This window comes from Micromonospora sp. CNZ299, assembly GCF_002754415.1.
Window position 1 is genome coordinate 2188069 of sequence record NZ_PEFG01000001.1, and the last position, 26018, is coordinate 2214086.

At 69.7% G+C, this 26018-nt stretch carries 27 protein-coding genes; 13 read left to right on the forward strand and 14 right to left on the reverse strand.

All coding sequences use genetic code 11. The features are described 5' to 3' along the window. Positions 1-51: 51 nt before the first annotated feature. Positions 52-648 (reverse strand): LysE/ArgO family amino acid transporter, encoded by a 597-nt coding sequence (locus tag CLT68_RS10555; RefSeq protein ID WP_099850481.1) that lies wholly within the window; start codon positions 646-648, stop codon positions 52-54. 69 nt (positions 649-717) lie between these two features. On the opposite strand from CLT68_RS10555, the gene CLT68_RS10560 reads away from it, so the two are divergent. Next, positions 718-1611, forward strand: coding sequence for a LysR family transcriptional regulator ArgP (locus CLT68_RS10560; protein WP_099850483.1), 894 nt, complete (start codon positions 718-720; stop codon positions 1609-1611). A gap of 75 nt (positions 1612-1686) precedes the next feature. Here CLT68_RS10560 and CLT68_RS10565 read toward each other — a convergent pair whose 3' ends face one another. Continuing rightward, entirely contained in the window at positions 1687-3438 is a 1752-nt protein-coding gene (locus CLT68_RS10565; protein ID WP_099850485.1) for an ATP-binding protein, read from the reverse strand. Between the two features lie 148 nt (positions 3439-3586). On the opposite strand from CLT68_RS10565, the gene CLT68_RS10570 reads away from it, so the two are divergent. The 3 genes from CLT68_RS10570 (at position 3587) to CLT68_RS10580 (ending at position 6154) form a co-directional block, all read left to right on the forward strand. Next, a complete protein-coding gene (locus CLT68_RS10570) occupies positions 3587-4198 on the forward strand; it encodes a PadR family transcriptional regulator (RefSeq protein ID WP_099850487.1) in 612 nt (203 codons plus the stop codon). A gap of 121 nt (positions 4199-4319) precedes the next feature. Next, a complete protein-coding gene (locus CLT68_RS10575) occupies positions 4320-5279 on the forward strand; it encodes an ATP-binding cassette domain-containing protein (RefSeq protein ID WP_088946185.1) in 960 nt (319 codons plus the stop codon). A gap of 119 nt (positions 5280-5398) precedes the next feature. Further along, on the forward strand, positions 5399-6154 hold the full coding sequence (locus tag CLT68_RS10580; RefSeq protein ID WP_088946186.1) for an ABC transporter permease: 756 nt from the start codon (positions 5399-5401) through the stop codon (positions 6152-6154). Between the two features lie 153 nt (positions 6155-6307). On the opposite strand, the gene CLT68_RS10585 is transcribed toward CLT68_RS10580, so the two are convergent. The 6 genes from CLT68_RS10585 to CLT68_RS10610 form a co-directional block, all read right to left on the reverse strand. Next, positions 6308-6961, reverse strand: a complete 654-nt coding sequence (locus tag CLT68_RS10585) for an O-methyltransferase (RefSeq protein WP_099850489.1) — start codon at positions 6959-6961, stop codon at positions 6308-6310. After that, the gene (locus CLT68_RS10590; protein ID WP_099850491.1) at positions 6958-7626 is read right to left on the reverse strand and encodes a Maf family protein; all 669 of its coding nucleotides are present in this window, start codon (positions 7624-7626) and stop codon (positions 6958-6960) included. The genes CLT68_RS10585 and CLT68_RS10590 overlap by 4 nt, the downstream gene beginning before the upstream one ends. A 203-nt stretch (positions 7627-7829) precedes the next feature. Beyond that, entirely contained in the window at positions 7830-8963 is a 1134-nt protein-coding gene (locus CLT68_RS10595; RefSeq protein WP_099850493.1) for a S8 family serine peptidase, read from the reverse strand. 2 nt (positions 8964-8965) lie between these two features. Further along, positions 8966-10333: a hypothetical protein gene (locus tag CLT68_RS10600; RefSeq protein ID WP_486482132.1), complete on the reverse strand. Its 1368-nt coding sequence runs from the start codon at positions 10331-10333 to the stop codon at positions 8966-8968. Beyond that, the gene (locus CLT68_RS10605; protein ID WP_099850495.1) at positions 10330-10788 is read right to left on the reverse strand and encodes a hypothetical protein; all 459 of its coding nucleotides are present in this window, start codon (positions 10786-10788) and stop codon (positions 10330-10332) included. Before CLT68_RS10605 ends, CLT68_RS10600 begins: the two co-directional genes overlap by 4 nt. Before the next feature lie 89 nt (positions 10789-10877). Then, entirely contained in the window at positions 10878-11072 is a 195-nt protein-coding gene (locus CLT68_RS10610; RefSeq protein ID WP_099850497.1) for an acyl-CoA carboxylase subunit epsilon, read from the reverse strand. 90 nt (positions 11073-11162) lie between these two features. On the opposite strand from CLT68_RS10610, the gene CLT68_RS10615 reads away from it, so the two are divergent. Both CLT68_RS10615 and CLT68_RS10620 read left to right on the forward strand, forming a co-directional pair. Next, a complete protein-coding gene (locus tag CLT68_RS10615) occupies positions 11163-13175 on the forward strand; it encodes a serine/threonine protein kinase (RefSeq protein ID WP_099850499.1) in 2013 nt (670 codons plus the stop codon). 87 nt (positions 13176-13262) lie between these two features. Further along, entirely contained in the window at positions 13263-13496 is a 234-nt protein-coding gene (locus tag CLT68_RS10620) for a hypothetical protein (RefSeq protein ID WP_099850501.1), read from the forward strand. Positions 13497-13578: 82 nt separating this feature from the next. Here CLT68_RS10620 and CLT68_RS10625 read toward each other — a convergent pair whose 3' ends face one another. Next, positions 13579-14331: a GH25 family lysozyme gene (locus CLT68_RS10625; RefSeq protein WP_099850502.1), complete on the reverse strand. Its 753-nt coding sequence runs from the start codon at positions 14329-14331 to the stop codon at positions 13579-13581. An 85-nt stretch (positions 14332-14416) separates the two neighbouring features. Then, positions 14417-14917, reverse strand: a complete 501-nt coding sequence (locus CLT68_RS10630; RefSeq protein WP_099850504.1) for a Uma2 family endonuclease — start codon at positions 14915-14917, stop codon at positions 14417-14419. A 101-nt stretch (positions 14918-15018) separates the two neighbouring features. Between CLT68_RS10630 and CLT68_RS10635 the strand changes: the two genes are divergently transcribed. The 4 genes from CLT68_RS10635 (at position 15019) to CLT68_RS10650 (ending at position 18193) form a co-directional block, all read left to right on the forward strand. Beyond that, positions 15019-15762, forward strand: coding sequence for a M50 family metallopeptidase (locus CLT68_RS10635; RefSeq protein WP_099850507.1), 744 nt, complete (start codon positions 15019-15021; stop codon positions 15760-15762). A 43-nt stretch (positions 15763-15805) separates the two neighbouring features. Further along, complete coding sequence (locus CLT68_RS10640) at positions 15806-16789, forward strand: 2-dehydropantoate 2-reductase N-terminal domain-containing protein (RefSeq protein WP_099850509.1); 984 nt, start codon at positions 15806-15808, stop codon at positions 16787-16789. Between the two features lie 62 nt (positions 16790-16851). Further along, entirely contained in the window at positions 16852-17352 is a 501-nt protein-coding gene (locus CLT68_RS10645) for a SigE family RNA polymerase sigma factor (protein ID WP_099850511.1), read from the forward strand. After that, positions 17345-18193, forward strand: coding sequence for a hypothetical protein (locus CLT68_RS10650; RefSeq protein ID WP_099850513.1), 849 nt, complete (start codon positions 17345-17347; stop codon positions 18191-18193). The genes CLT68_RS10645 and CLT68_RS10650 overlap by 8 nt, the downstream gene beginning before the upstream one ends. Positions 18194-18303: 110 nt before the next feature. On the opposite strand, the gene CLT68_RS10655 is transcribed toward CLT68_RS10650, so the two are convergent. Then, positions 18304-19887: an acyl-CoA carboxylase subunit beta gene (locus CLT68_RS10655; RefSeq protein ID WP_099850515.1), complete on the reverse strand. Its 1584-nt coding sequence runs from the start codon at positions 19885-19887 to the stop codon at positions 18304-18306. A gap of 84 nt (positions 19888-19971) precedes the next feature. Between CLT68_RS10655 and CLT68_RS10660 the strand changes: the two genes are divergently transcribed. Further along, the gene (locus tag CLT68_RS10660; protein ID WP_099850516.1) at positions 19972-20847 is read left to right on the forward strand and encodes a biotin--[acetyl-CoA-carboxylase] ligase; all 876 of its coding nucleotides are present in this window, start codon (positions 19972-19974) and stop codon (positions 20845-20847) included. A 174-nt stretch (positions 20848-21021) separates the two neighbouring features. Continuing rightward, positions 21022-21594 (forward strand): PH domain-containing protein, encoded by a 573-nt coding sequence (locus tag CLT68_RS10665; RefSeq protein WP_088946200.1) that lies wholly within the window; start codon positions 21022-21024, stop codon positions 21592-21594. Between the two features lie 45 nt (positions 21595-21639). Here CLT68_RS10665 and CLT68_RS10670 read toward each other — a convergent pair whose 3' ends face one another. The 3 genes from CLT68_RS10670 to CLT68_RS10680 form a co-directional block, all read right to left on the reverse strand. Then, positions 21640-22404 (reverse strand): MaoC/PaaZ C-terminal domain-containing protein, encoded by a 765-nt coding sequence (locus CLT68_RS10670; RefSeq protein ID WP_099850518.1) that lies wholly within the window; start codon positions 22402-22404, stop codon positions 21640-21642. Then, on the reverse strand, positions 22401-23105 hold the full coding sequence (locus tag CLT68_RS10675; RefSeq protein ID WP_099857008.1) for a GtrA family protein: 705 nt from the start codon (positions 23103-23105) through the stop codon (positions 22401-22403). The genes CLT68_RS10670 and CLT68_RS10675 overlap by 4 nt, the downstream gene beginning before the upstream one ends. A 63-nt stretch (positions 23106-23168) precedes the next feature. Further along, positions 23169-23705, reverse strand: coding sequence for a GtrA family protein (locus CLT68_RS10680; RefSeq protein WP_099857010.1), 537 nt, complete (start codon positions 23703-23705; stop codon positions 23169-23171). A gap of 438 nt (positions 23706-24143) precedes the next feature. Between CLT68_RS10680 and CLT68_RS10690 the strand changes: the two genes are divergently transcribed. Next, positions 24144-25988 carry a phosphoenolpyruvate carboxykinase (GTP) gene (locus tag CLT68_RS10690; protein WP_099850521.1) on the forward strand — a complete coding sequence of 615 codons (1845 nt, stop codon included), beginning with the start codon at positions 24144-24146 and terminating at the stop codon, positions 25986-25988. Positions 25989-26018: the final 30 nt, after the last annotated feature.

Genomic DNA, 26018 nt, shown 5'->3' on the forward strand with positions numbered 1-26018 from the left:
CGCCGCCGGTGGTCGTGGAAAACACTTCCGTCGACGCCGCGTCAGAGCTGGTCAGCCCACCAGGAGCGCCACGGCGAGCCCGGCCATCACGACGGCGATGACCGCGTCCAGCACCCGCCAGGCGCCGGCACGGGCGAGCAGCGGCGCGAGGCGCTGCGCGCCGACGCCGAGGGCGGTGAACCAGACCCCGCTGGCCAGGGCGGCTCCGGCGCCGAACACCCACCGGTGCGGGTGCTGCTGGGCCACCCCGCCGAGCAGCAACACGGTGTCCAGGTAGACGTGGGGGTTCAGGTAGGTGAAGGCGGCGCAGGCGAGCAGGGTCGCCCCCAGCGTGGCTGGCGGACGCTCGGTGGGCAACAGGGCGCCGGGACGCAGCGCGCGGCGGGCGGCGAGCAGCGCGTAGCAGAGGAGGAACGCCGCGCCGCCCCACCGGATCGCTGCCAGGAGGCCCGGCCGACCCGTCACCAGCGTGCCGACCCCGGCCACGCCCGCCATGATCAGCAGCGCGTCCGACGCGGCGCAGGTCAGCACCACGGGTACGACATGCTCGCGGCGCAGGCCCTGACGCAGGACGAAGGCGTTCTGCGCGCCGATGGCGACGATGAGGGCGATGGAGATCGAGAAGCCGGCGACGGCGGAGGTGAGCACGGTTCGACGCTAGGGCTCTCGACGTCCACCAGTCCAACTAAAGATTCTGACGCAACGTAAGCTCTGCTTATGGACGGTCTCGACTCGGCGCAGCTGCGCACGCTCGCCGCGGTGGTGTCGGAGGGCAGCTTCGACGCGGCGGCCCGGCTGCTGCACGTCACGCCGTCGGCGGTGAGTCAACGGATCAAGGCACTGGAGGAGACCGTCGGCCAGGTGCTGGTCCGCCGGGCCCGACCGTGCGTGGCGACCGATGCTGGCCGCCCGCTGCTGCGCCTGGCCGGCCAGCTCACGCTGCTCGAACGGGAGGCACTGGCCGACGCCCGCGGCCCGCTGGGCGGTGGTGGCCGCGTCCGGGTCGCCGTGGTGGTCAACGCGGACTCACTGGCCACCTGGTTCCCCGCCGCGCTGGCCCGGTTGCCGCAGGAGGCCGGGCTCTCCTTCGACCTGCGGCAGGATGACCAGGACCACACCGCCGAGCTGCTCCGGGACGGTTCGGTGACGGCGGCGGTCACCGCCCAGCGGGAGGCCGTGCAGGGCTGTCGTGTGCTGCGGCTCGGGGCCATGCGCTACCGCGCGCTGGCCACCCCGGAGTTCGCGTCGTCCCACTTCGCCGGGGGTTTAACCGCGTCCGCGCTGGCGGTCACGCCGCTGATCGTCTTCGACCGGAAGGACCGGGTGCAGCACCGCTTCATCCGTGCGGTGGCGGGCCGACCGCTCGACCCGCCGGTGCACTACGTGCCGTCGGTGCCGGCCATCAGCGAGGCCCTCCGGCTCGGGTTGGGCTGGAGCCTGGTGCCGGAGCAGATCGCCGAGGCCGACCTGGCCACCGGTCGCTGCGTCGACCTCGTGCCCGGCCGGCACCTGGACGTCCCGCTCCACTGGCAGCACTGGCGACTGGAGTCGGACGTGCTGAACGCCCTGACCGCCGCCGTCCGCGCGGTCGCCGCCGAGAGTCTGCGCTGACTCGTCCGCCCCGTCCCACCCGGCACGTCGGGCCGATCTCCCGCGGCAGCCGTCAGGGGCCTTCCGGACAGTCGCTCAGGCGATGGTGCAGATGGCAGCACCGGCGGTGATCACGGCACCGACCTCGGCCGCGAGCCCGCTGACCGTACCCGCCTTGTGGGCGTGCAACGGCTGCTCCATCTTCATCGCCTCCAACACCACCACCAGGTCGCCCTCGGCCACGGTGTCGCCGTCCGCCACTGCGATCTTGACGATGGTGCCCTGCATCGGTGAGGCGAGAGTGTCGCCGCCGACCGGAGCGCCGGCCTTGGCACCGCCACCGCGCCGGCCCGCCTTACGGGAGGCGGGTGCCGCGGTGGTCGTACTCCCGCCGAAGCTGGCGGGGAGGCTGACCTCGAGGCGCTTGCCACCCACCTCGACCACGACGGTCGCGCGTTCGGCCGGCGCCTCGACGGCGCCGGCGGCGGCGGTGAACGGCGGCACGGTGTTGTGGAACTCCGTCTCGATCCACCGGGTGTGCACGCTGAACGGCTCGGCGCTGAACGCCTTGTCCCGCACGACCAGCCGGTGGAACGGCAGCGCGGTGGCCATGCCGTCGAGGACCATCTCGTCCAGCGCGCGACGGGCGCGCTCCAGCGCCTCGGTCCGCGTCTCACCGGTGATGATCACCTTGGCGAGCAGCGAGTCGAAGTTGCCGCCGATCACGTCGCCGGCCGAGATGCCGGTGTCGACCCGCACGCCCGGGCCGGTGGGCAGCCGCAGTGCGGTGACCGTGCCCGGGGCCGGCAGGAAGTTGCGGCCCGGGTCCTCGCCGTTGATCCGGAACTCGATGGAGTGCCCACGCGGCGTCGGGTCCTCGGTGATCCGCAGCTTCTCACCGTCGGCGATCCGGAACTGCTCGCGGACCAGGTCGATGCCGGCGGTCTCCTCGGTGACCGGGTGCTCGACCTGGAGTCGGGTGTTGACCTCCAGGAAGGAGATGGTGCCGTCCACGCCGACCAGGTATTCGACAGTGCCGGCGCCGTGGTAACCGGCTTCGCGGCAGATCGCCTTGGCGCTGTCGTGGATCTGGGCCCGCTGGGCGTCGCTGAGGAACGGCGCGGGAGCCTCCTCCACGAGCTTCTGGTGCCGACGCTGCAACGAGCAGTCCCGGGTGCCGACCACGATCACGTTGCCGTGCTGGTCGGCGAGGACCTGCGCCTCGACGTGCCGGGGCTTGTCCAGGTAACGCTCGACGAAGCACTCGCCCCGGCCGAACGCCGCGACCGCCTCCCGGGTGGCCGACTCGAAGAGCTGCGGGATCTCCTCCATCGTCCGGGCGACCTTGAGGCCGCGTCCACCGCCACCGAAGGCGGCCTTGATGGCGACCGGCAGGCCGTGGTCGACGGCGAACGCCATCACCTCGTCCGGGTTGGCCACCGGGTCCGGGGTGCCCGGCACCAGCGGAGCGCCGGCGCGCTGGGCGATGTGCCGCGCGGTCACCTTATCGCCAAGGTCGCGGATCGCCTGCGGGGTGGGACCGATCCAGGTCAGCCCGGCGTCGATGACAGCCTGGGCGAAGTCGGCGTTCTCGGAGAGGAAGCCGTAGCCGGGGTGCACGGCGTCGGCGCCGGACCGGGCGGCGACGTCGAGCAGCTTGTCGATGCGCAGGTACGTCTCGGTCGCGCTGTCGCCGCCGAGCGCGTACGCCTCGTCCGCGAGGGTGGCGTGCAGGGCGTCACGGTCGGAGTCCGCGTACACGGCGACGCTGTCCAGACCGGCGTCGCGGCACGCACGAATCACCCGGACGGCGATCTCGCCGCGGTTGGCGATGAGTACCTTGCGCACCTTCGTGGCTCCTCCCGGGCAGGTTACTGACGGGGAGTGTATCGGCCACCCTGCTGGCCCTAACGATCGCTCAGTGTGGGATGCCGCACTGTGCCGCAACGCTCTAGTCAAACTTGTCTATTACGCTTGTGTGGTGTCTTCGACTCGATTGATGATCCTCGGTCTGGTGCGGTGGATGCAGCCCGTGCACGGCTACGACGTGCGCCGTGAGCTGCTGAGCTGGGGTGCCGACAAGTGGGCGAACGTGCAGCCCGGCTCGATCTATCACGCCCTGCACAAGCTCAGCGAGGAAGGGCTGCTCAGGGCCGTTGCCACCGAGCAGGTCGGTGCCCGTCCGGCGCGGACCACGTACGAGGTGACGTCGACGGGGGAGGACGAGTTCCAGACGCTGCTCCGTGGCTTCTGGTGGGGCCTGTCCGAGCCGCTGGACCCGTTCTCCGCGGCGTTCGGCTTCCTGCCGGCGCTGCCCCGCACCGAGGCGGCGGCGGCCCTACGGAACCGGGCCAACCTGCTGCGCGCCAGCGTCGCCTCGATGCGTGCCTCGTTGGAGTCCGACTGGATGCGCAAGAGCAAGCCGGTGCACGTCGGTTGGTTGTTCGAACTCTGGTCGGAGCGGGCGGAGGCTGAGCTGGGCTGGTGCGAGCGGATCGCGGAACGGATCGAATCCGGTGTGTCGTACCTGCCTGCTGAGCTGGAGAACGCCGAAGGTTGGTCGGGTTGGGGGAACGACGGGGACCCGCCGGGCTCAAACGCGAAATAATCAACGTTGACCATAGAAGCTATATCGCGTTAGCCTGCTGACGGCACAGCGGGGGAGTGCGCCGTCCGGCGTCGTCCCACTCGGAGGTCGGCCCGGCCGACCCGAACGACCAGGAGCAGAGATGATCGAGACCAGGGGGCTGCGGAAGTCCTTCCGCTCCCGCGCGGGTCGAGAGACGAAGACGGTGGACGCCGTGCGGGGCGTCGACCTCAAGGTCACCGAGGGCGAGATCTTCGGCTTTCTCGGCCCGAACGGCGCCGGCAAGACCACCACGCTGCGGATGCTCGCCACGCTGATCGAGCCGGACGGCGGCGATGCCACCATCGCCGGCGCCGACCTGCGCAAGGACCCGGCCGAGGTGCGCCGACGGATCGGCTACGTCCCGCAGGGCGGCAGCACCTGGGACGAGTCCACCGCCCGCGAGGAGCTGGTGCTGCACGCCCGCATGTACGGCATCGGCAAGGCCGACGCGCAGCGCCGCGCCGCCCGCGCGCTGGACGCCTTCCAGCTGACCGAGTACGCCGACCGCAAGTGCAAGACCTACTCCGGTGGTCAGCGCCGGCGGGTCGAGATCGCGCTCGGCATCATCCACGAGCCGAAGATCGTCTTCCTGGACGAGCCGACCACCGGCCTCGACCCGCAGAGCCGCGCGCACATGTGGGACGAGATCCGGAGGCTGCGCAACGACGGGATGACCGTCTTCATCACCACGCACTACCTGGACGAGGCCGACGCGCTCTGCGACCGGATTGCGATCATGGACAACGGCGAGATCGTGGCCGAGGGCACCCCCGCCGAGCTCAAGCGGGAGATCTCCGGTGACGTCGTGCTGGTCGGCCTCGACCTGGCCGCCACCCCGCAGGCCGCCCAGTCGCTCGACGGCGAGGCGTACGTCAACAAACTGGAAACCGTCGACGAGGGCGGCCTGCGCCTCTACGTCGACGAGGGCGCCACCGCCATCCCGCAGGTGCTACGCCGACTCGACCACGCAGGCCTGGAGCTGCGCTCGATCGAGCTGCACCGACCCAGCCTGGACGACGTCTTCCTCACCAAGACCGGCCGCTCGCTGCGCGAGTCCTGACCAGCAGCGGGCCGGGCTCTTCTACCGGCACCGCTCGCTGCGCGAGTCCTGACCACCGCTCGCTGCGCGAGTCCTGACCACCGCTCGCTGCGCGAGTCCTGATCACCCGGAGACCACTCATGAAATTCGCCCGTGACACGTGGCTGATCTTCCAGCGGCAGACCCAGTTGCTGCTGCGCAACCCGGTCTGGGTCTTCGTCGGCGTCTTCCAGCCGGTGATGTACCTGCTGCTGTTCGCCCCGCTGCTCAAGCCAGCCCTGAACGCACCCACCCAGGCCGCCGCCTACAAGATCTTCGTACCCGGTCTGCTCGTCCTGCTGGCCATCTTCGGTGGCCTGTTCCAGGGCTTCGGCCTCATCGCCGAGCTGCGAGCCGGGGTCATCGAACGCTCCCGGGTCACCCCGATCAGCCGGCTCGCCCTCCTGCTCGGCCGCTCGCTGCGCGACGTGGTCTCACTTCTCGTGCAGGCCGTCATCATCACCCTGTTGGCGCTCCTGTTCGACCTGCGGGTGTTCATCGGTGACCTGCTGCTGGCGTACCTGATGCTCGCCCTCATCGCCCTCATGACCTCGGCCGTCTCCTACGGCGTGGCGCTCAAGGTCAAGAGCGAGGACGCGCTGGCCCCCCTGATGAACACCGTGGCACAGCCGGTGCTGCTGCTGTCTGGCATCCTGCTGCCGCTGACGTTCGCGCCAGGTTGGTTGCAGGGCATCGCCGACTGGAACCCGTTCTCCTGGGCGGTCGACGGCACCCGCGCGTTGTTCGCCGGTGACCTGGGCAGCGACAAGGTCTGGCAGGGCCTGAGCATCACCGCGGTGCTCGCCGTGCTGGGCGTCTACTGGGCGGCACGCCAGTTCGCCCGCAGCGTCCGCTAAAAGCTGGCCGGCCTGCCTGCCTGGCGCTGGCCTGGCTCGCCTGGCGCTGGCCTGGCTGCCTGCTCGCCCTTGATCGACTCGGCTTCCTGGAAGTCGGGGTGTCCTACCGCGTGGGATGCCGCGACTTCCAGGAACTCGAGTGGATCACTGCGCTCAGCGCACCCGGGCGAGGGTGAGGCCGTCCGCGATCGGCAGCATCACCGGGTCCACCCGTACGTCGGCGAGCACCTCGTCGTTGAAGGCGGCGATGGCACGGTCGCCTTCGTTCTGCGGCGCGAGGATCCGCCCGCCGCGCAGGACGTTGTCGACCGCGATCACTCCACCGGGCCGCATCCGGGGCACCAACTCGGCCCAGTAGACCGGGTAGCCCGTCTTGTCGGCGTCGATGAACGCAAAGTCCAGGTAGCGCTCGTGCGGCAACTCCCGCAACGTCTCCCCGGCCGGGCCGATCCGCAGGTCGATCCGGTCCTGCACACCGGCACGCGCCCAGTAGCGCCGGGCGATGCCGGTGAACTCCTCGGAGACGTCGAAGCAGGTCAGTTGCCCATCGTCGGGTAACCCACGGGCGATCGCCAGCGACGACAGCCCGGTGAACGTGCCGACCTCGACGGCCTGCCGCACGTCGAGGAGCCGGGTCAGGAAGGTCAGGAAGGCCGCCTGCTCCGGTGCCACCTGCATGGAGGCGTGCTCCGGCAACACCGACCGGGTTTCCTCGGCCAGGTCCTGGATGATCTCGTCGGGCGGAGCGCCGTGTGCGACAAGGTACGCGTGCAGCTCATCGGTGAGCGGGATCGACTTGGTGGTCATGACCGGACGTTACCGAGTGGCTCGACAGATTGGCCGCCCGGCGCGACCTTCGTCCAGAGGTCGGTGATCCGCAGATCGAGTTCGGCGAGGAGGCGGCGCAGCAGCGGCATCGACAACCCGACCACCGTGCCCGGGTCACCCTCGATCCGCTCCACGAACGCCCCACCGAGCCCGTCGATCGTGAACGCGCCGGCCACGGCCAGCGGCTCGCCACTGGCCACGTACGCGGCGATCTCGTCGTCACTGATGTCGGCAAAGTGGACGGTTGTCGAGGCGACCGCCTCCGCGCGTCGCCCGGCGACGACGTCGATCAGGCAGTGCCCACTGTGCAGAACACCGCTGCGCCCCCGCATCCGCAGCCAACGTCGGGTCGCATCCGCCGGGTCCGCCGGCTTACCGAGGATCTCCCCGTCGAAGGCCAGCACTGAGTCACAGCCGATCACCAGCGTCCGTTGATCGGTGGCCGGGCTCAGCCGGGTCAGCACCGCCTGTGCCTTGAGCCGCGCCAACTCCAGGCACAACTCCTCGGCCCGGTCGGTCACGACCAGGGATTCGTCCACCCCGCTGACCAGCACGTCCGGCTCGATGCCGGCGGCCTGGAGGGACTTACGACGGGCAGGGCTCGCCGAAGCGAGCACGAGGCGGAGCGGCAAAGAGTCAGACACGAGCCCGACGTTACCGGCAAGCCCTCCACCACGACTCAAGACCAACCGTGACCAAGCTCGATCGCCCCTGATCCTTTCGGGCTCGCCCTTGATCTCCTGGGGCTCGCCCTTGATCGACTCGGGTTCCTTGAAATCGGGGTGTCCTCCTGGCCTGGATACCGCGACATCAAGAAGCCCGAGTCGATCAGCCTGCCGCAGACCGATCAGCGGCTAATTCGGGGCGGCGGATCATCACTGCGGCGCCGACGCCGCGCCACCACCGCCCAAGCGACCCCGGCAGCCACGATCACGCCCAGAGTGGCCAGGCCACGAGCCGTCGCGCCGCTGCCATCATCACCCGGCCGCTGCCCGGCCGCCGTCGTCGACGGGCCAGCACCGGCCGGCGCGCTCACAGACTCAAACCCAAGCGGCGGTACGTCTGCCGTCAGCGCCGCCACCAGGTCGATCACGCCATAGCCGTACTCGTCGTCACGCCCAGGCGGGCCCTTGTCTACGGCGGTCGCAGTGAGCCGGTGCGCTACCTCACGTGCGGGCAGATAGGGGTACTTCGACCTGATCAAGGCAGCCGCCCCTGCCACGATCGCCGTCGCGCTCGATGTGCCAGTGCCCTTTGAGTACTTTCCGTCGTAACTGGTGCTGTAGATATCGACCGCGGGAGCGACGATGTCGATCTCTGGCCCGGTCACCGAGATTGCCGCGTGTAGTCCAGCGCGATCAACGCCACCGACGGCTATTACACCGGCTTCGCTTGCCGGATATCCAACGGCCTGATCGCGAGGAAGATTACCAACGCCAGCTACAACGATAATGTCTGCGTCGAGGGCGCCTCGAATTGCTTGGCGCAATCTTGAACTGCTTGCACCGACAGACGAAATGCTGATTACATCCGCGCCGTTCGCGATGGCGTATTCGATACCTTTTGCCAAACTGTCCGCGTCGCCGGTGCCGTCAGGGGACGAGCTGTAAATTGGCAAAACCTCGGCTTCTGGAGCTATGCCTAGTGCTCCGAATTCTCCTTGTCCATGAGCAGCTATAAGCCCGGCCATTGACGTTCCGTGGCTGTCTAGGTCTCTGCGGCCGTCGCCATTGCCGCCGGCGATTATATCTGTTCCGCCAAGCAAGTTGTTGCTTAGGTCGGGGTGTGGGTCGACGCCGGTATCTGGCACGGCGACGACCACGCCGTTGCCGCGGCTTATGCTCTGCGCCTGGACTGTCCTCAGATAGTCGAGGTGCCATTGCTCTGCCCGAATTTGACTACTGGCGCCTGGTGGGTCGGTAGAAGCAGGCAAAACTATTGATGTCGCCAATAGCGCCATTAGTACCCAGGTAGGTCGCATTTTTAACGATTGAAGCCAATGGCCGGACCGGGATCGGTTGGTCCTTGCTCTTCAGCGGGACGGAGGACAGGATTAACCCCGTGGTCAGTCTCCCATGGATTGTCTGGGTCCCAACGGCGTGCCGTCGCGTCGTCGAATCCCTCAGCCTGGCGGTTCCGTCCAGGAAGCCCAGGACCCGTACCGCTGCCTAGCGAAGGCGCGCCGCCAATCGGAGTGAGGCCACCGTGCAGGGGGGTGGTTCGGCCGCTGCCTGGGCGAGATCCTGCGCCCCCGGCGGGGCCGGTGCCAGCGCCGCCACCGCCAATTACCCCGCCAATTGGATTAATTTTGCGGGGCTGGGCGGCGTTCGGCCCCGCCATGCCACCGCTCGTGCCAGGAACGCCGCCAATTATTCCGCCAAGAGGCGTTGATTTCAGCGGCGGCGTCGGTGGCTGGGCCGAAGGTCGATTGAGGCTTCCGCTTGGCGGTTGGCTTCGCGAACTCATTCCTGCTGCCGGGCGAGATGGGATAGGCGCACCGGGGGGCAACCCGCTTCCAGGATGCAAGGGGGAGGATGTTGGTGTAGCTGTGGCTCCTGTGTTTATCGCGGCAGGGGTGCTCGCTAGTCCAGTTCCCGCACCTCCGAGTACTGGTCCTACGCCTTGCGGCTGGCTAACAGGCGCTGCCGCGTCGGCTACCGGATATCGGGGTGCTGCGACGCCGCCGCTCGTCGGCATCGGAACTGGGACGATCGGTGGGATGGTTGGTGCCAAAGGCGTTGCGCTTAATGCATCGGGATCGCTGGATTGGATCGGGGATCGCACTGCTGGTGGTTTTTGGAGCGTCGCTTGGGCCTGCTGAAGTTCTCCGCTGAGGCTGAACATCATGGCCCGTGCCTGCGAGTTCAGCCGTTCCAGCTCGCCGTCCGTAACGGGCGCCTCGGTGACCCGGTTGCCCATCACGGCTTTCGGGTCGGCGGCCATCGAGTCGTACGCCTGCTTCTGCTGGAGCTTAGCCGCGTACTCCTCGTGGACCTTGCTGAGCGCGGCGCGGGTGGTGCCGATGGCCTGGGTGGCGGCGGACAGGGCGGTGTAGTTCGCGGCGGCGGCGTCGTGGGTGCGCCGCACCTTGTCGATCAGCTGGTCGAGTTCGGCGAGGTACGTGCTGGAGGCGGCGCTGGTCTCGGGTGGCCAGGCCTCGGCGAGCCCGCGCCGGTATTCCTGGAGGCGGCCGAGGTGGATCTGGGCCAGGTCGCAGACCTTGCGCCAGCCGGCGACCTGTTTCCAGTGGTTGGCGGTGTCGTGGTCGTGCAGGCAGGCCCACATGCTGTTGACGTCCATGAGCTGCCAGTCGGTGAGGCCGGAGGTGCGGCCGGTGCCCCGTTCGATCACGGCAGCACCACCGGTCCTTCGGCGTCGGGGCCGGTCGGGTCGGTCAGCATGGGCGTCGGGCGGGCGGGCAGGACGGTGCTCGGGTCGGCGAGGGCCCGTTGGACGTCGACGACGCGGGCGGCGGTGAAGGCGTCGCTGTCGGCGTAGTGGGTGGCGACCCGATCGGCGGCGGCGGCCAGGTGGCCGGTGGCGCCGCGGACGGCGTACACCATGTCGGCGGTGGCCTGCTGCGTCTCGTGGTGTGCGTGCAGGAACGTGACCAGCTCGACGAACGCGTCGCACGGGTTGGGCAGCTTGGCGGACATGTCCTCGGCGATGTACGACAGGTGCGGCGCGTAGTTGCTCTCGACCTCGGCGGCGAGCCGGTCGGCGAAGTCGCGGAGTTGGCTGATGTCGGCCTCGATGCCGCCGTAACCACGCAGCCAGGGCGCTGGCCGGCCCTCTTCGGGGATCATGGATCCTCCCTACCTGTGACGGCACCGCTTCCCTGAGTGAGGGTAACGGCTGGGCGTGCCCCTGGCAGCCCCCGCCCGGTCGGGTCGGGTCAGCGGGGCAGGCCGGCGGCGCGCCACCCGCGGGAGCTGGCCGGTCGGCCGCTGCGCGCCCAGGTGGACGTGGTCGCCGGTGCGAGGGCCGTGGCCGGGCGGGAGCGGACGACGATCGCCCCCACGAGGGCGGCCAGTTCCTCGGCGGTGGGTACGCCGCGGACGACCCGGATCAGCGGCTCTTCGGCAGACATGACGCCAGGGTACGCGGGGCGAAGTTGCGGGAAGCGGACAGTGGCGTGCCGGCGGTGTGAGCGTCGGCGGGTCCGGGTACCGTCTCACCGATGTCGAACGCGCTTCCCCAACTCGTCGCTGACCGATACCGGCTTCTGTCGCCGCTCGGCCAGGGCGGCATGGGCCGGGTGTGGAAGGCGCGCGACGAGGTGCTGCACCGGGACGTCGCCATCAAGGAGCTGGTGCCGCCGCCCGGTCTCACCGACGAGGAGCGCCGCGAGATGCGGGAGCGCTCGTTGCGGGAGGCCCGGGCCATCGCCCGGCTCAACCACGCCAATGTCGTCCGCATCTTCGACGTGCTGCGCACCGATGGCGATCCGTGGATCGTCATGGAGTACGTGGCGTCGAAGTCGTTGCAGGACACTCTCGCCGAAGACGGCCCGGTGTCGGTGGCCCAGACGGTGGAGATCGGCCTCGGTGTGCTGGGTGCCCTGAGCGCCGCACACAAGGCGGGCGTCATGCACCGCGACGTCAAGCCGGGCAACGTGTTGCTCGGTGACGACGGCCGGGTGGTGTTGACCGATTTCGGTCTCGCCACGATCCCGGGTGACCCCAATGTGACCCGCACCGGCATGGTTCTCGGCTCACCGGCGTACATCTCCCCGGAGCGTGCCCGTGACGGCACCGCCGGGCCGGAGGCCGACCTGTGGTCGCTGGGCGCGACGCTCTACGCGGCCGTCGAGGGCAAGTCTCCGTACGCTCGGCCGTCGGCGATCGGCACCCTGGCCGCGCTGGCCACCGAGCCGATCCCGCCGCCGAAGAACGCCGGCCCGCTCAAGGCCGTGCTCAACGGGCTGCTGCGCAAGGACCCGAACGAGCGGATCACCGCCGAGGTGGCGGAGCGGTTGCTGCGCCGCGCCGGGGGCAAGCGGGCGCGCGGGATTTCACTGCTCGATGGCGTACGCCGGCCGGGGCCGAACGGCCCGCGCCAGCCGCGCCTTCCGGTGGTGCCGGCACCGCGACCTGCCGAGAGCGCTGACCGGCCGGTGTCGCCGCCGCCGGCCGCCGCCGCGAGCACCTCCGCCGCGACCTCCGCTGCTGCCGCGACGTCCGCCGCCGACGCCACGCCCACGACCGTCGTTCCGTCCGGTGTGGACGACGCCGACCCGACCGCCGCGGTGCCGGCCGAGCCGACCGCCACGATCGACCGCCCGTCCGATGCCGAGCCGACCGCGAAAGTCGCGGCCGCTGGCGACACGACCGGCGACGGTACGACGAACACCGGCGACGGCACGACTACCCCGGACGACGAGCCGACGGTCGTCGACGGCCCACCGGTGGCTCCGGAGCAGCGCAAGCCGTCGACGCCGACGTCGCTCATGCCGCCGGTGAATCCGGCCGGGCGTGCGGCGGTCCCGCCGTCGGACGGCACGAAGCCGAACAACACCCGACGCAACGTGCTGATCGGGGCCCTGGTCGCGCTGCTGCTGGTCGGCCTCGTGGTGATCGTGCCGCTGCTCAGCAAGGGTGACGACAACGAGACCCCGCAGACCGGCCCGACGACCGGTGCGGCCGCGACGTCGGCGCCGGCGCAGTCCTCGGCTCCGGCGGCGCCTCCGCCCACCACGGGCGCACCGAGTGCGTCGCCCTCGGCCACGCCATCGATCGACCCGAACGCGCTGCCGGCGGGTTGGAAGCTGCACGAGGGGCCGACCTTCTCCATTCCGCTCCCACCCGGCTGGAGCGGCCGTCAGACCAGCTCGGACACGGTCGTCTTCAACCAGTCCGGCGGGCCTGGCAAGATGCTGGTCCAGTGGACCTCCAGCCCGAAGAAGGACGCGGTCGTCGACTGGAAGGGTCAGGAACCGTACCGCAAGGGCCTGGTCAACAACTATCAGTTGGTGGGCAGCATCAAATCCTGCGACTGGTATCGGACCTGCGCTGACTGGGAGTGGCTGGAGACCCGGAACGGCACCCGCATCCACGTGCGCAACCGGGGCTTCGTAACCGCCACCAACCGGGGTTACGCCATCCGGTGGGAGATCGCGGAGAAGGACTGGCAGGCCAACCTCGCCAACTTCGACCAGATCGTCAAGGGCTTCAAGCCCGATCGGGTCAACTGACAGGCGTTCCGCACCTGCGCGAACCTCTCTCGCATGTTCTTGCGTCGTTCGGGGTATCTGATCTCCAACGACGGAGGGAGGTGCGACATGGGTTACCGATACAGGAACGCCCGGCCCCGGCTGGCACTGTGGATGCTCGTCGCACTCGGCGATGTGGCACTGCTGCTGATCAGCGTTGGGCTTCCGGTACTCGTCGCGCTGTTCGGCGTCGTTGCCATCACCGTTGGTTCGGTGGGCGTCCGGCGGCTCGGCCGGCGGGACGCGCTGGTCCGCGAGGATGCTCCGGTGGTGGTGCCGGCGTTGAGCCGGCGGCGGGCCTGACCCGTAGCCCCGTGTGTGGCGGCAGCCGGACCGATTGTCGACCGTGTGGTGACCGTCGATCCCGCTGCCGCCAACGGCCCGGTCAGGTGTTGTTGGCCAAGGCGATCAGTCGACTCCGGTCGCCGTTCCAGTAGTTGCGGTCCACGTTGCCGCTGATTCCCGAGACGGCCCCGGTGCTGGTGTACTGCCAGAAGCTCCACACCGACGCGCCGGCCGGCAGGGCGCCCGGCGTGCTCGACCAGCGGGCCAGCCAGAGCGGGTGGTTCGCCCACGGGCCGGTCCAGCTGCCGGTGCACTGGTTCCACCAGCTCGTGGTGGTGTAGATGACCGCGTACCGGCCGGTGCGGGCGCGATAGGTGTTCAGGAAGTCCTGCACCCAGTTGCGCATTCCGGTCGTGCTGAGCCCGTAGCAGTAGCCGCCAGCGTACGGGTTGCCCTCGATGTCCAGGGCCGCCGGCAGCGTGCGGCTGTCCGCCGACCAGGCGCCACCGTTGGAGGCCAGGTAGTTGGCCTGGGTGGAGCCGGCGGAGATGTTCGGCCGGGCGAAGTGGTACGCCCCGCGGATCACCCCGGCGTTGTACGCGTTGACGTAGTTCGCGTTGAAGTTCGGGTCCTTGTAGCTGGTGCCCTCGGTCGCCTTGATGAAGGCGAACTGGATGCCCGCGTTGCGGACGCTGGTCCAGTTGATGCTGCCCTGGTAGCGGGACACGTCGACGCCGGGTGTGGTGGCGGCGGCCGCCGGTCCGGCGGTCGCGACCAGGGCCGCCGCCGCGGTGGCGAGGACGGTGAGGCCGGCCGCGAGTGCGCGGCGCAGCGATGATCGGGTACGGGCCATGAGTGCCTCCAAGGACGTAGCTCTATCGATAGCCATCTTTGGAGGTAAGTGCCCTAGATCACAAGGCGAGCAGAAAAAAGCTTCATCAGCGGGGCGTGAAGGCCCCGTGGTCGTGGAGAGGGTAGTGCTCACCGTCCAGCCGGAACAGCCGCAACGAGTGACCGTCCCCGTCCTGCTCGAGCAGCAGATACCAGGGGATTCGCGCAATGGCGTAGAGCTGCATCTTGACCAGCCGGTCAGCGGCGGCGTTGCCGGGCGAGGCGATCTCGCAGACGAGCACCACCTCGGCAGCCTCCACCGCCGTGCCCTCGTCGTCGGTGTCCGCGACAACCACATCGGGGATGACGATCCGATCCACCCCGAGTCGAACGTTGACCGCCTCGAAGACGAGGAGGGATTGTGGTCGCACCGCTCGACGCAGGTTGAAGACGAGTTCCCACGACACCAACTGGTGCCGCTTGCTCGGGGCAGGGCTGACGATCAGGCTCCCGTCGAGCAGCTCGATCCGGTCCGGGGTTTCACCCAGGGCGAAGTAGTCGGCCTCGGTCCAGAGCCCGACATGGTGTCCCAGGGGTTCGGCACTCATCGGCGCTCACCTCCCACTTCACTCGCGGCCCGATCAGTTTCACCGGATACGAGCCGGTGCCTCGGGAGCGACACGGAACGCCGCCGGTAGGCTCGCGCCCCATGATGTCGATCGACGGGCTGGGCGACCTGTGGGACACGCTGTTCGGTGCGCAGCCGGACCCGCCCCCGCTGCTGGTGCTGATCACCGCGGCCGTCGCGCTGGTGGTGGTGTCCACCCGACTGCCCTGGCGGATCGCCCGTAACGCCATCACCATCGCCCACGAGGGCGGACACGCGCTCGTCGCCCTGCTCACCGGCCGCAAGCTGCGCGGTATCCGGCTGCACTCGGACACCTCGGGGCTCACGCTCTCCGCCGGGCGCCCCACCGGTCCCGGCATGATCCTCACCCTGCTCGCCGGATACGTCGCCCCGCCCCTGGTCGGGTTGGCCGGTGCCTGGCTGCTCGGCGGCAACCGGATCACCCTGCTGCTCTGGGTCGCTGTGGCGCTGCTGCTCGCCATGCTCGTCATGATCCGCAACGCCTTCGGGGTGGTGTCGCTGCTGGTCACCGGCGCGCTGGTGTTCGCCGTCTCCTGGTACGCCACCCCGCAGGTGCAGGCCGCGTTCGCGTACGCCGGGGTGTGGTTTCTGCTGCTCGGCGGGGTGCGACCGGTGGTGGAGCTGCAACGGTTGCGGTCGCGCGGCCGGATGCCCGCCTCCGACGCCGACCAGCTCGCGGGGCTGACCCCGTTCCCGGCGTTCTTCTGGGTGACCGTCTTCGCCCTGGTCAACCTGGCCGCCCTGATCACAGGCGCCCTGCTCCTGACCGGCCCGATCCTCACCGATGCAGGCCTGACGCTCTGACCTGACACGGACGGGCGGGACGGTCGGCGGGCAGAATGAGTCCATGCGGTACGTGATCATTGGCGCGGGTGCGGTAGGCGGGACCATCGGCGTACGGCTCGCCGAGGCCGGCAGGGACGTGACACTGGTGGCCCGGGGCGCTCACCTGGACGCGATTCGTGCGCGGGGTCTGACCCTGCGGCAGCCCGACGGTGAGGTCACCGCCCGGCTCACCGCCGTGGACGGGCCCGACGAGCGGCCACTGCCGGCGGACACGGTGCTGGTGCTCACCGTCAAGTCGCAGGACACCGCCGGTGCGCTGGCCGCCTGGGTGGACGCCCCGGTGGTCGGCGGCGGTACGGCGGGCGAGCGGTTGCCGCTGGTGACCGCCCAGAACGGGGTGGCGAACGAGCGAGCGGCGCTACGCCTCTTCGCCGACGTGCACCCGGTCTGTGTCTGGCTGCCGGCCACCCATCTGGATCCGGGCGTGGTTGTCGCCAACGGCTACCCGCACCCCGGGATGCTCCACATCGGTCGCTACCCGGGCGGCGCCGACGACACCGACCGGGCGATCGCCGCGGATCTGGACGCCGCCGGTTTCGTCGCCCCGGTGCGCGCGGACGTGCTGCGCTGGAAGTACGGCAAGCTGCTCAGCAACCTCGGCAACGGCCTCCAGGCGCTGCTCGGGCAGGACATCCCGGACGCGCTGGCCGAGCGGGTACGCGCCGAAGGTGTCGCCGCGCTCGCCGCCGCCGGGATCGCGCACACCTCGCCGGAGGAGGAGAAGGCCGAACGCGGTGACCTGGTGGGGCAGCGCCCGGTCGACGGCGAGGCCCGCTCGGGTGGCTCCACCTGGCAGAGCCTGGCCCGGGGCACCGGCTCGACAGAGGTTGACCACCTCAACGGCGAGATCGCGCTGCTGGGCCGGCTGCACGGCGTGGCGACCCCGGTCAACGTCGCCGTCCAGCGGGCCGTACGCCGGGCGGTCCGGGAGCGGATCGCGGCTGGCGCGTTCCCGCTCGTCGAGCTGGAGAAGATGATCGCCTGATCGGGGCAACCGACGACCCTGCCCGGCGCGTGTTCCCTGCGAGCGACACGGGGAGGTGGCGAGTGCCGGACGTCGACGGGTTCGACGAGTTCTACCGGGGGAGCCGGCAACGGTTGCTCGGGTTCGTCTACGCCCTCACCGGCGACCGGGGCGAGGCACAGGACGCCGTGCAGGAGGCGTACGTCCGGGCGTGGCAGCGCTGGTCGACGGTCAGGGAGTACGACGAACCGGAGGCGTGGGTGCGGGTGGTGGCCAGCCGCATCGCGGTCAGCCGGTGGCGCAGCCTGCGCAGTCGTGCTCGCGCGTACCTGCGACACGGGGCCGTCGAGACCGTTCCCGGCCCGGGCACCGACACCGTCGAGGTGGTTGCGGCGCTGCGTCTGCTGCCCGAGGAGCAACGCGTCGCCATCGCCCTGTACTACCTGGTCGGCATGCCGGTCGCCGAGGTGGCGCGGGAGACCGCCGCACCCGTTGGCACGGTCAAGGCTCGACTCTCCCGGGGGCGCGCCGCGCTCGCCGGTCTGCTCGCCGTCTCTGACCTGGAGGAGGCCACCGATGCGTGACGAACCGACCTTCGTCGAACACGTCCGGCGGGACCTGCTCGACGTGCGCTGGCCGGAGCCGCAGGAGATCCGCGCCCGAGCCCGTCGCCGCAGCCAGCGCCGGATTGTGGTGGCCACCGTCGTGTTGGCTCTCACCGGTGCCTCCGCCGTGGCGGTCGCCGCCCCGGGAAAGTCCCCGGCGCCCGGTCTACCGGCGGCCGCGCCGGCCCGGCACGAGATTCCCCTCGACGCACTCCTGCAGCCGGCAGATCTCCGGCAGCAGGTCAACACGCAGCTCAGCCAGTCAGGGTTGGGTGAGCCGGTCCGGCTGAACGAAGCGCTCGGCTACTGCCGGACGAGCCAGGGACTGTCCGACGGGTGGCAGACGTCGAACGTGTCCCGCTCGCAGACCATCATGCGTAGGCACTCCTCGGACAACCTCGTGAAGGGTGATGTCCTGCTCATGCAGGATCTCTTCCGGCTGGCACCCGAGACGGCCAGACAACTCTTCGTCGACTTGGACGACGTGGTCGCCCCGTGCGCTCGGTGGCGGACCGTTGGGCAGGTAGAGGTGAACGGGACCACGCAAATGACAGAGGTGATCCACCGGTGGTCGGTGGCCCAGCGAGGTTTCGCCGGGGACGACGCGGCGATCCTGCGGGATTCGCCCACCGCCCACCGGGACCTGCAGGCCGGGCACGCGCTGAGCGACGAGCCGACGCCCCTCCTGCTGGCTGTCGTCCGGGTCGGCGACACCGTCTCGGTGCTTCGCCCCGGGTACAACGGCACCGAATCGAATCTCGTCCAGCTCGCGGAGGCGGCGGCGGCCCGAATGTGCGCCGCCTCCAACCCGGCCTGCTGACCCGGCCGCAGCGATGATCCGCACAACGTCGGGGATGTTGCTGCCTCCCGGTGCCGGGAGGCAGCACTTTCCCCGACGTTGCGCGGATCAAGCGAGCAGGGCGTCGTGGATCAGAGTGGGATGTTGCCGTGCTTCTTGGGAGGCAGGGTCTCCCGCTTGGTGCGCAGGACGCGCAGCGCCCGGACGATCTGGGTGCGCGTCTCGTGCGGGGGGATCACCGAGTCGATGTACCCGCGCTCGGCCGCCACGTACGGGTTGGCCAGGGTGTCCTCGTACTCGGCGATCTTCTCGGCCCGGACCGCCGCCGGGTCGTCGGCGCCGGCCAGTTCGGAGCGGTAGAGGATGTTCACCGCGCCCTGCGCGCCCATCACGGCGATCTGGGCGGTCGGCCACGCGAAGTTCAGGTCCGCGCCGAGGTGCTTGGAACCCATCACGTCGTACGCCCCGCCGTACGCCTTGCGGGTGATCACAGTGACCTTGGGGACGGTCGCCTCGGCGTACGCGTAGATGAGCTTGGCGCCCCGGCGGATGATGCCGTCCCACTCCTGGCCGGTGCCGGGCAGGAAGCCGGGCACGTCCACGAAGGTCAGCACCGGGATGTTGAACGCGTCGCAGGTGCGGACGAACCGGGCGGCCTTCTCCGAGGCGGCGATGTCCAGGGTGCCGGCGAAGTGCATCGGCTGGTTGGCCACCACGCCCACCGGCCGTCCCTCGACCCGGCCGTAGCCGACCACGATGTTCTGCGCGTAGAGCGGCTGGACCTCCAGGAACTCCCCGTCGTCGAGGACGTGCTCGATCACCGTGTGCATGTCGTACGGCTGGTTGGCCGAGTCCGGGATCAGGGTGTCCAGCGCCCGGTCCTCGTCGCTGACGGTCAGGTCGGCGGGAGCCTCGAGGACCACCGGCTCGTCGAGGTTGTTCGACGGCAGGTACGACAGCAGTGCCTTGACGTAGTCGACCGCGTCCTCCTCGTCGCTGGCGAGGTAGTGCGCGTTGCCGCTGCGGGAGTTGTGCGTGCGTGCCCCGCCCAGCTCCTCCATGCCGACGTCCTCGCCGGTCACCGTCTTGATCACGTCGGGGCCGGTGATGAACATGTGCGAGGTCTGGTCGACCATCACGGTGAAGTCGGTGACCGCCGGGGAGTAGACGGCGCCGCCGGCGCAGGGCCCCATCACCAGAGAGATCTGCGGGATGACGCCGGAGGCCCGCACGTTGCGGAAGAAGATCTCACCGTAGAGGCCGAGCGAGACCACGCCCTCCTGGATGCGCGCGCCACCGGAGTCGTTGATGCCGACCACCGGGCAGCCGATCTTCATGGCGAGATCCATCACCTTGACGATCTTCTGGCCGAAGACCTCGCCGAGCGAGCCGCCGAAGACAGTGAAGTCCTGGGCGAAGACGCACACCTGCCGGCCGTCCACCGTGCCGTACCCGGTGACCACACCGTCGCCGTACGGGCGGTTCTTCTCCAGCCCGAAGGCCGTGGACCGGTGCCGGGCCAACTCGTCGAGTTCGACGAAGGAGCCCTCGTCAAGGAGCATCTCGATCCGCTCGCGGGCGGTCTTCTTGCCGCGCGCGTGCTGCTTCTCGACCGCGCGGGCCGACCCGGCGTGCACCGCCTCGTCGACCCGGCGCTCCAGGTCCGCCAGCTTGCCGGCAGTGCTGTGGATGTTGGTCCCGGTCTCGGTAGTCACCCAGGGAATATAACGATGGTTCAGGTCGGTGCCGCTGTGCAGTACGCCTCAGTGCCGCCGTGGCGACCGTCGTAGGCTGGCGGAATGTCGGGCTCCCCGTACACCAATCTGGACCGCCCGCCGCTGTCGGCGGCCCGGCTGAGCCGCGCGTTGATCGCGCCGAACGGGCCGTGGGCCCGGCTGGAGCTGCGCGCCGAGACCGGCTCCACCAACGCCGACGTGGCCGAGGCCGCCCGGGCCGGCGAGCCCGAGGGCCTGGTCGTGGTCGCCGAGCAGCAGACCGCCGGGCGCGGCCGGCGCGGTCGGGTCTGGCAGTCGCCTGCGCGGGCCGGCATCGCCACCAGCGTGCTGCTACGACCCGGCGAGGCCGTGCCGGACCGCGGCTGGCTGCCGGTGACACCCACGGGGTACGGGTGGTTGCCGTTGTTGGCCGGGGTGGCGCTGGTGGAGGCGGTGGCCCGGTTGGCCGAGCTGGAGGCCTCCCTGAAGTGGCCCAACGACCTGCTGATCGACGGCGCGAAGTGTGCGGGCGTGTTGGCCGAGGTCGTGCCGGGTCGTTCGCCTGACGAACCGCCGGCCATCGTGCTCGGCATCGGGCTGAACGTGACGCTGCGCGCCGACGAGCTGCCGGTCAACCCCACCGGGTTGCCGGCCACCTCGCTACAGCTGGCCGGCGCGGTGGCAACCGACCGGGACCCGCTGCTGCGGGCCCTGCTGCGCGCGGTGGCCGAGTGGTACGACCGTTGGCGTTCGGCGGGCGGCGACGCGGTGGCCAGCGGCCTGCGTGACGCCTACCTGGCGGCGTGCGGAACTGTTGGTCGTGAGGTGCGCGTCCTGCTCCCCGACGGGGAGGTTCTGACCGGCACCGCCACCCGGGTGGACCGGGACGGCCAGCTTCAGGTGGCCACCCCGACGGCCACCCGCACCCTGGCCGCTGGCGATGTCCTCCACCTGCGCTGATCCACCCTCTCGCGATCTTGCGGTCGCCGCCCACGCGCGACGGGCGAGAGCCGCAGGGCACCGGCCCGACGTGCATGATCGGGAAGAGCGGGGTGGGGCCGCGTGGCGGATGTTGTGGTGGGCCCTGGGGGGTTTACCGTCTGCGCGTCGAGAAGAAGGCGTTGGAGGTTCCCCGTGGCGTTTCCAGAAGACGTGCTCACCAAGGACGAGCACGTCGTGCTGCACCTGCATCCGCACTGGAAGGCACTGATCCGGCCGATCGTGGTGCTGGTGCTGGCCATCGCCGCGGTGGTGGTCGGCGTGCTCCTGCTGCCCGAGAGCAGCGGCGGGTCGATCGCGATCGCCGTGATCGGGGTGATCGCCCTGGTCGCGGTGCTCTGGCTCGGTCTGTGGCCGTTCCTGGTCTGGCGGACCACCCACTACCTGTTCACCAACGAGCGCGTGCTGCTCCAGCAGGGTGTCTTCTCCCGGGACCGGCGGGACCTCCCACTCACCCGGATCAACGACCACTCGATGAACCAGCACTTCTTCGAGCGGCTGCTCGGCTGCGGCACGCTGACCATCGAGTCGGCCGGCGAGCGCGGCCAGTCGGTGCTCGCCGACGTGCCGGGGGTCGGTCGGGTGCAGACCACCCTGTACGAGCTGGTCGAGGCACAGCACGACAAGCACTCGCTGGGTGACGGGGAGATGCGCGACATCCTCGCCGACATGCGCGAGGGAAAGCCGCTGCGCGACACCACGACCTGATCGTCCGCGCCGACTGAGGCCCGCCCTGGCCGGAGTCGGGGCGGGTCAGTCGTGTGGTTCGGCCTTCGCCGGGCCGCCTTCGGGCTGTTCGGGCCCGTCCGGGCTGGTCTCGGCCGGCCTGGTCTCGGCTGGGTCGGTCTCGGCTGGGTCGCTCGCGGGCTGGTCGGCGCCGGTCGGGCCGTGGTCGGGCCGGTCAGCCTCGGGCAGATCCGCCTCGGGTGGGTCGGCCGTGCCCGCTGGTTCGGCCGGGCCGGCTGGTTCGGCTGGGCCGGCTGGTTCGGCTGGGCCGGCTGGTTCGGCTGGGCCGGCTTCGGTCGGTCGGGCGGCGAACCAGCCACGGAAGCGGGTCCGCAGCACCTCCTGCTCGGGCCGGTCGTCCGGGCCGAGGCGGAGCATGGTGCCGGTGAGGCTGACGGTGCCCAGCCCTGGGCGGGCGGTGGACGGCCGGGCGCCCATCACGTCGACCCGGACGGCGAGCCGGTCCCCGGCGCGCACCGGAGCGAGCCAGCGCAGCTCCTCCAGACCGGGGGAGGCGTCCGCGGCCGCCCGGGACAGCAGGTGGTCGACGTACGCGCGCATGAACAGGCTGACCGTGTAGAAGCCACTCGCGATCAACCCGCCGTGCCGGCTCTCCCCGGCCAGGTCGGTATCGACGTGGTACCACTGCGGGTCGAAGCGGCGGGCGAAGGCGACCATCTCGTCGCCGTCCACGGTGACCACGCCGAGATCGACGGTGAGCCCCGGGACGAGATCCTCGAAGAACAGCTCGGCGGGTTGCCCGGTGCCGGAGCGCGCGGCGGGTGTCGTCACCGGCGGGGCGAGCGGCGGGTGCCGACGTGCAGTTCCGCGGCGAGTTCCGCGTCCAGGTCGGCGGCGGGGCTGACGCCCAGCCGCGTGGCCCGACCCTGGGTGGGTGCGCCGGGCGGTAGGTCACGGCGTTGCACGGACTCCGCTTCCTCCAGCTCGGACACGGACTCGGCGAGCTCAGCGACCGGGTCCATCTCCGCCATGGTGTCCCACTCGTCGCGCGGGATGTCGTGCCAGGTGGAGTCGGGCTTCGTCTCCTCCTCGACCGGTGCGACGGGTTGGAAGACGAAGGTTCGGTAGGACCAGAACCGGAACAGCGTAGCCAGCAGGACACCGACGGTCTTGGCCACGTTCAGTGCCAGGAGGCCGTGTACGCCGAGGCCGTACTTGGCCGCGGCCACGGCACCAAGCTCAATGAGCAGGCCGGCACCGTTGAATAGGAAGAAAAGGAGGTATTCCCGGCGAAGTGCCGATTTCGGGCGATCCCGGTACGTCCAGTGCCGATTCATCAGGTACGACGTGATCGTGGCGACGATGGTCGCGATCACGGTCGCCTTCAACTGGCCATTGGCGAAAACAGTCAGTGCAAGGGCATTGAACACCGCGTAATTGATGACAGTGTTGATGCCGCCGACGATGCCGAACTTGAGCGCCTCGTGGATGAACTTCTGCCAGCGCTCAGGCAGCAGACGGACAAGACGCATGCGAAACACCTTAGGGCAGTCGGTGCGGCCGGTGATCACCGGCCGAACGAGGTGGGCGGCAGGTCACGCTCGGTGGTCACGCTCGGGCTTCACCTGCGGAAGAGTCGGGGTTCCCGCTTCGACGAAGACGAACCGCCGGTACGACCAGAATCGGAACAGCGTGCCGAGTCCCGTGCCGACGATGTAGCTGGCCACGTTGTCGGCCAGACGCGTCTGGAACACGGACGGCCAGATGCTGCCGAGCCCGTACCGGCTGAGCGCGAGGCAGGCCACCGCGATGCCGAGGCCGACCGCGTTGAACAGGAAGAACAGCGCGTACTCACGGGCCGGGTTGTTGCGTTGACGGTGTCGCCACGTCCAGAACCGGTTGCCGATGAAGGCGACGGAGGCCGCGATCACGGTGGAGATGGTCTTCGCCGTCAACTCCTCGACGCCGCGACTGCTCGTCAGGTAGTTGAAGAGCGCGAAGTCGATGATGAAGGCGATCCCGCCCACTGTGGCGAACTTGCTCATCTCGCGGACGAGGTGGCCGAAGCGGTCCAGCAGTTTGCCGACCAGACCCCGTCGGGTCTGCCGGGGTCCCGGTTGCTCCCCGGTCATCGTGGCGGCCACGGAGGGAGCCTACCGGCTGTCGACCAGTCAGAGGGGTAGCAACGGCGAGCAGGCGTGGTCGCTCGAAGGAGCCCATCACCCTGTGCGAAACCGTTGAACGCAGCGTAACCAATTGGGAGGACTGACGCGCCCCGGAACGGGAATCCACGCACCGGTCGGCGGGGCAGGTCACGGTCCGACCGCAACAAGCGTCGGCCGGGGTGCACAACAAGATTTGCGTGAAACTGCGCGGGAAAGCGGGTATCAGCTCGTGATGCCGCAGCGTCGCCGTACCTTGTGCAGTTCTTCACAACCAGTCCCACTGACTCGGAAGGCTGCCCGGTTTACGCTGAGGCCAATCCCAGGTTTCCACGAAGGCGACGCATCGCGCCGCTGAGTCTCGTGCATCCCATAGATCGGTCAGCGTCGACCACAAGGAGATGTGTCATGGTTGCTCCGGCTGTTGTGCGGGGTATTGATCAGGCCCCGACGTCCCATCCGAAACTGCTCGCCTGGGTCCGTGAGGTCGCGGAACTGACCACCCCCGATCGTGTGGTCTGGGTGGACGGGTCCGACGACGAGTGGCGCCGCCTCACCGACGAGCTGGTCGAGGCCGGAACGCTCATCCGGCTGAACCCGGAGAAGAAGCCCAACTCGTTCTACGCGCGTACCGATCCGACGGACGTCGCCCGGGTCGAGGAGCGCACCTACATCTGCTCCGTCGACGAGGCGGACGCCGGCCCCACGAACAACTGGATGTCGCCGCCGGAGATGAAGCGGACGATGACCGATCTCTACCGCGGCTCGATGCGTGGTCGGACGATGTACGTCATCCCGTTCGTCATGGGCCCGGTCGAGGCCGAGTCCCCGATGTTCGGTGTCGAGATCACCGACAGCCCCTACGTGGTCGCCTCGATGCGGATCATGACGCGGATGGGCGCCCGGGTTCTCGAGGCGATGGGTGACGACGCGGACTTCGTGCACGCGCTGCACTCGATCGGCGCACCGCTCGCGCCCGGCCAGCAGGACGTCGCCTGGCCGTGCAACGAGACGAAGTACATCTCGCACTTCCCGGAGACCCGGGAGATCTGGTCGTACGGCTCGGGTTACGGCGGCAACTCGCTGCTCGGTAAGAAGTGCTACTCGCTGCGGATCGCGAGCGTGATGGGCCGGGACGAGGGCTGGCTCGCCGAGCACATGCTGATCCTCAAGATCACCTCGCCGGAGGGCAAGACCTACCACATCGCCGGCGCGTTCCCCTCGGCCTGCGGCAAGACCAACCTGGCCATGGTCGAGCCGACCATCCCGGGTTGGAAGGTCGAGACGATCGGCGACGACATCGCCTGGATGCGGTTCGGCCCGGACGGCCGCCTCTACGCGGTCAACCCGGAGTACGGGCTGTTCGGTGTGGCGCCCGGCACCGACTGGAAGACCAACGCCAACGCCATGCGCACCCTGGACCGGGGCAACTCCGTCTTCACCAACGTCGGCCTCACCGACGACGGTGACGTCTGGTGGGAGGGCATGGGGGAGCCGCCAGCGCACCTGATCGACTGGAAGGGCAACGACTGGACGCCGGAGAGCGAGGGCCTCTCCTCGCACGCGAACAGCCGTTTCTGCACCCCGATCACTCAGTGCCCGATCCTCGCCGACGAGTACTTCGACCCGAACGGCGTGCCGATCGACGCGATCCTCTTCGGTGGCCGCCGCAAGGACACCATCCCGCTGGTGACCGAGGCCCGCGACTGGGTGCACGGCGTCTACATGGGTGCCACGCTCTCCTCGGAGACCACCGCTGCCGCGTCCGGCGCCGTTGGCGTGGTCCGGCGGGACCCGATGGCGATGCTGCCCTTCATCGGCTACAACGCCGGGGACTACTTCCGGCACTGGATCGAGATGGGCAAGGGCGCCGACGGCGACGAGGCGAAGCTGCCGAAGATCTACTACGTCAACTGGTTCCGTAAGGACCCGGAGGGTTCGTTCCTCTGGCCGGGCTTCGGGGAGAACTCCCGGGTGCTCAAGTGGGTCGTCGAGCGGATCGAGGGCACGGCCGACGCGGTCGAGACGCCGGTGGGCATGGTTCCCGCACCCGACGCGCTGGACGTCGAGGGCCTGGACATGACCCCGGAGGACGTTCGGATCGCCCTGAAGGTCGACCCGGACGAGTGGCGCAACGAGCTTCCGATGATCACCGAGTGGTTCGAGAAGTTCGGTGACAAGCTGCCGGGCGTGCTCTGGGCCGAGCTGGACGCGCTGCGCGCCCGCCTCGACGCCGCACAGCCGCAGCGGTAGGTGTGAAGACCGCCCCCTGCGGGCAACATC

Coding starts and splice junctions, on each gene's coding strand:
- CLT68_RS10595 (WP_099850493.1), bottom strand. CDS start 8,963: ATGCGACCTACCTGGGTACTAATGGCGCTATTGGCGACATCAATAGTT.
- CLT68_RS10620 (WP_099850501.1), top strand. CDS start 13,263: ATGGGTTACCGATACAGGAACGCCCGGCCCCGGCTGGCACTGTGGATG.
- CLT68_RS10605 (WP_099850495.1), bottom strand. CDS start 10,788: ATGATCCCCGAAGAGGGCCGGCCAGCGCCCTGGCTGCGTGGTTACGGC.
- CLT68_RS10640 (WP_099850509.1), top strand. CDS start 15,806: ATGCGGTACGTGATCATTGGCGCGGGTGCGGTAGGCGGGACCATCGGC.
- CLT68_RS10635 (WP_099850507.1), top strand. CDS start 15,019: ATGATGTCGATCGACGGGCTGGGCGACCTGTGGGACACGCTGTTCGGT.
- CLT68_RS10650 (WP_099850513.1), top strand. CDS start 17,345: ATGCGTGACGAACCGACCTTCGTCGAACACGTCCGGCGGGACCTGCTC.
- CLT68_RS10680 (WP_099857010.1), bottom strand. CDS start 23,705: ATGACCGGGGAGCAACCGGGACCCCGGCAGACCCGACGGGGTCTGGTC.
- CLT68_RS10615 (WP_099850499.1), top strand. CDS start 11,163: ATGTCGAACGCGCTTCCCCAACTCGTCGCTGACCGATACCGGCTTCTG.
- CLT68_RS10560 (WP_099850483.1), top strand. CDS start 718: ATGGACGGTCTCGACTCGGCGCAGCTGCGCACGCTCGCCGCGGTGGTG.
- CLT68_RS10675 (WP_099857008.1), bottom strand. CDS start 23,105: ATGCGTCTTGTCCGTCTGCTGCCTGAGCGCTGGCAGAAGTTCATCCAC.
- CLT68_RS10610 (WP_099850497.1), bottom strand. CDS start 11,072: ATGTCTGCCGAAGAGCCGCTGATCCGGGTCGTCCGCGGCGTACCCACC.
- CLT68_RS10585 (WP_099850489.1), bottom strand. CDS start 6,961: ATGACCACCAAGTCGATCCCGCTCACCGATGAGCTGCACGCGTACCTT.
- CLT68_RS10630 (WP_099850504.1), bottom strand. CDS start 14,917: ATGAGTGCCGAACCCCTGGGACACCATGTCGGGCTCTGGACCGAGGCC.
- CLT68_RS10660 (WP_099850516.1), top strand. CDS start 19,972: ATGTCGGGCTCCCCGTACACCAATCTGGACCGCCCGCCGCTGTCGGCG.
- CLT68_RS10575 (WP_088946185.1), top strand. CDS start 4,320: ATGATCGAGACCAGGGGGCTGCGGAAGTCCTTCCGCTCCCGCGCGGGT.
- CLT68_RS10625 (WP_099850502.1), bottom strand. CDS start 14,331: ATGGCCCGTACCCGATCATCGCTGCGCCGCGCACTCGCGGCCGGCCTC.
- CLT68_RS10690 (WP_099850521.1), top strand. CDS start 24,144: ATGGTTGCTCCGGCTGTTGTGCGGGGTATTGATCAGGCCCCGACGTCC.
- CLT68_RS10580 (WP_088946186.1), top strand. CDS start 5,399: ATGAAATTCGCCCGTGACACGTGGCTGATCTTCCAGCGGCAGACCCAG.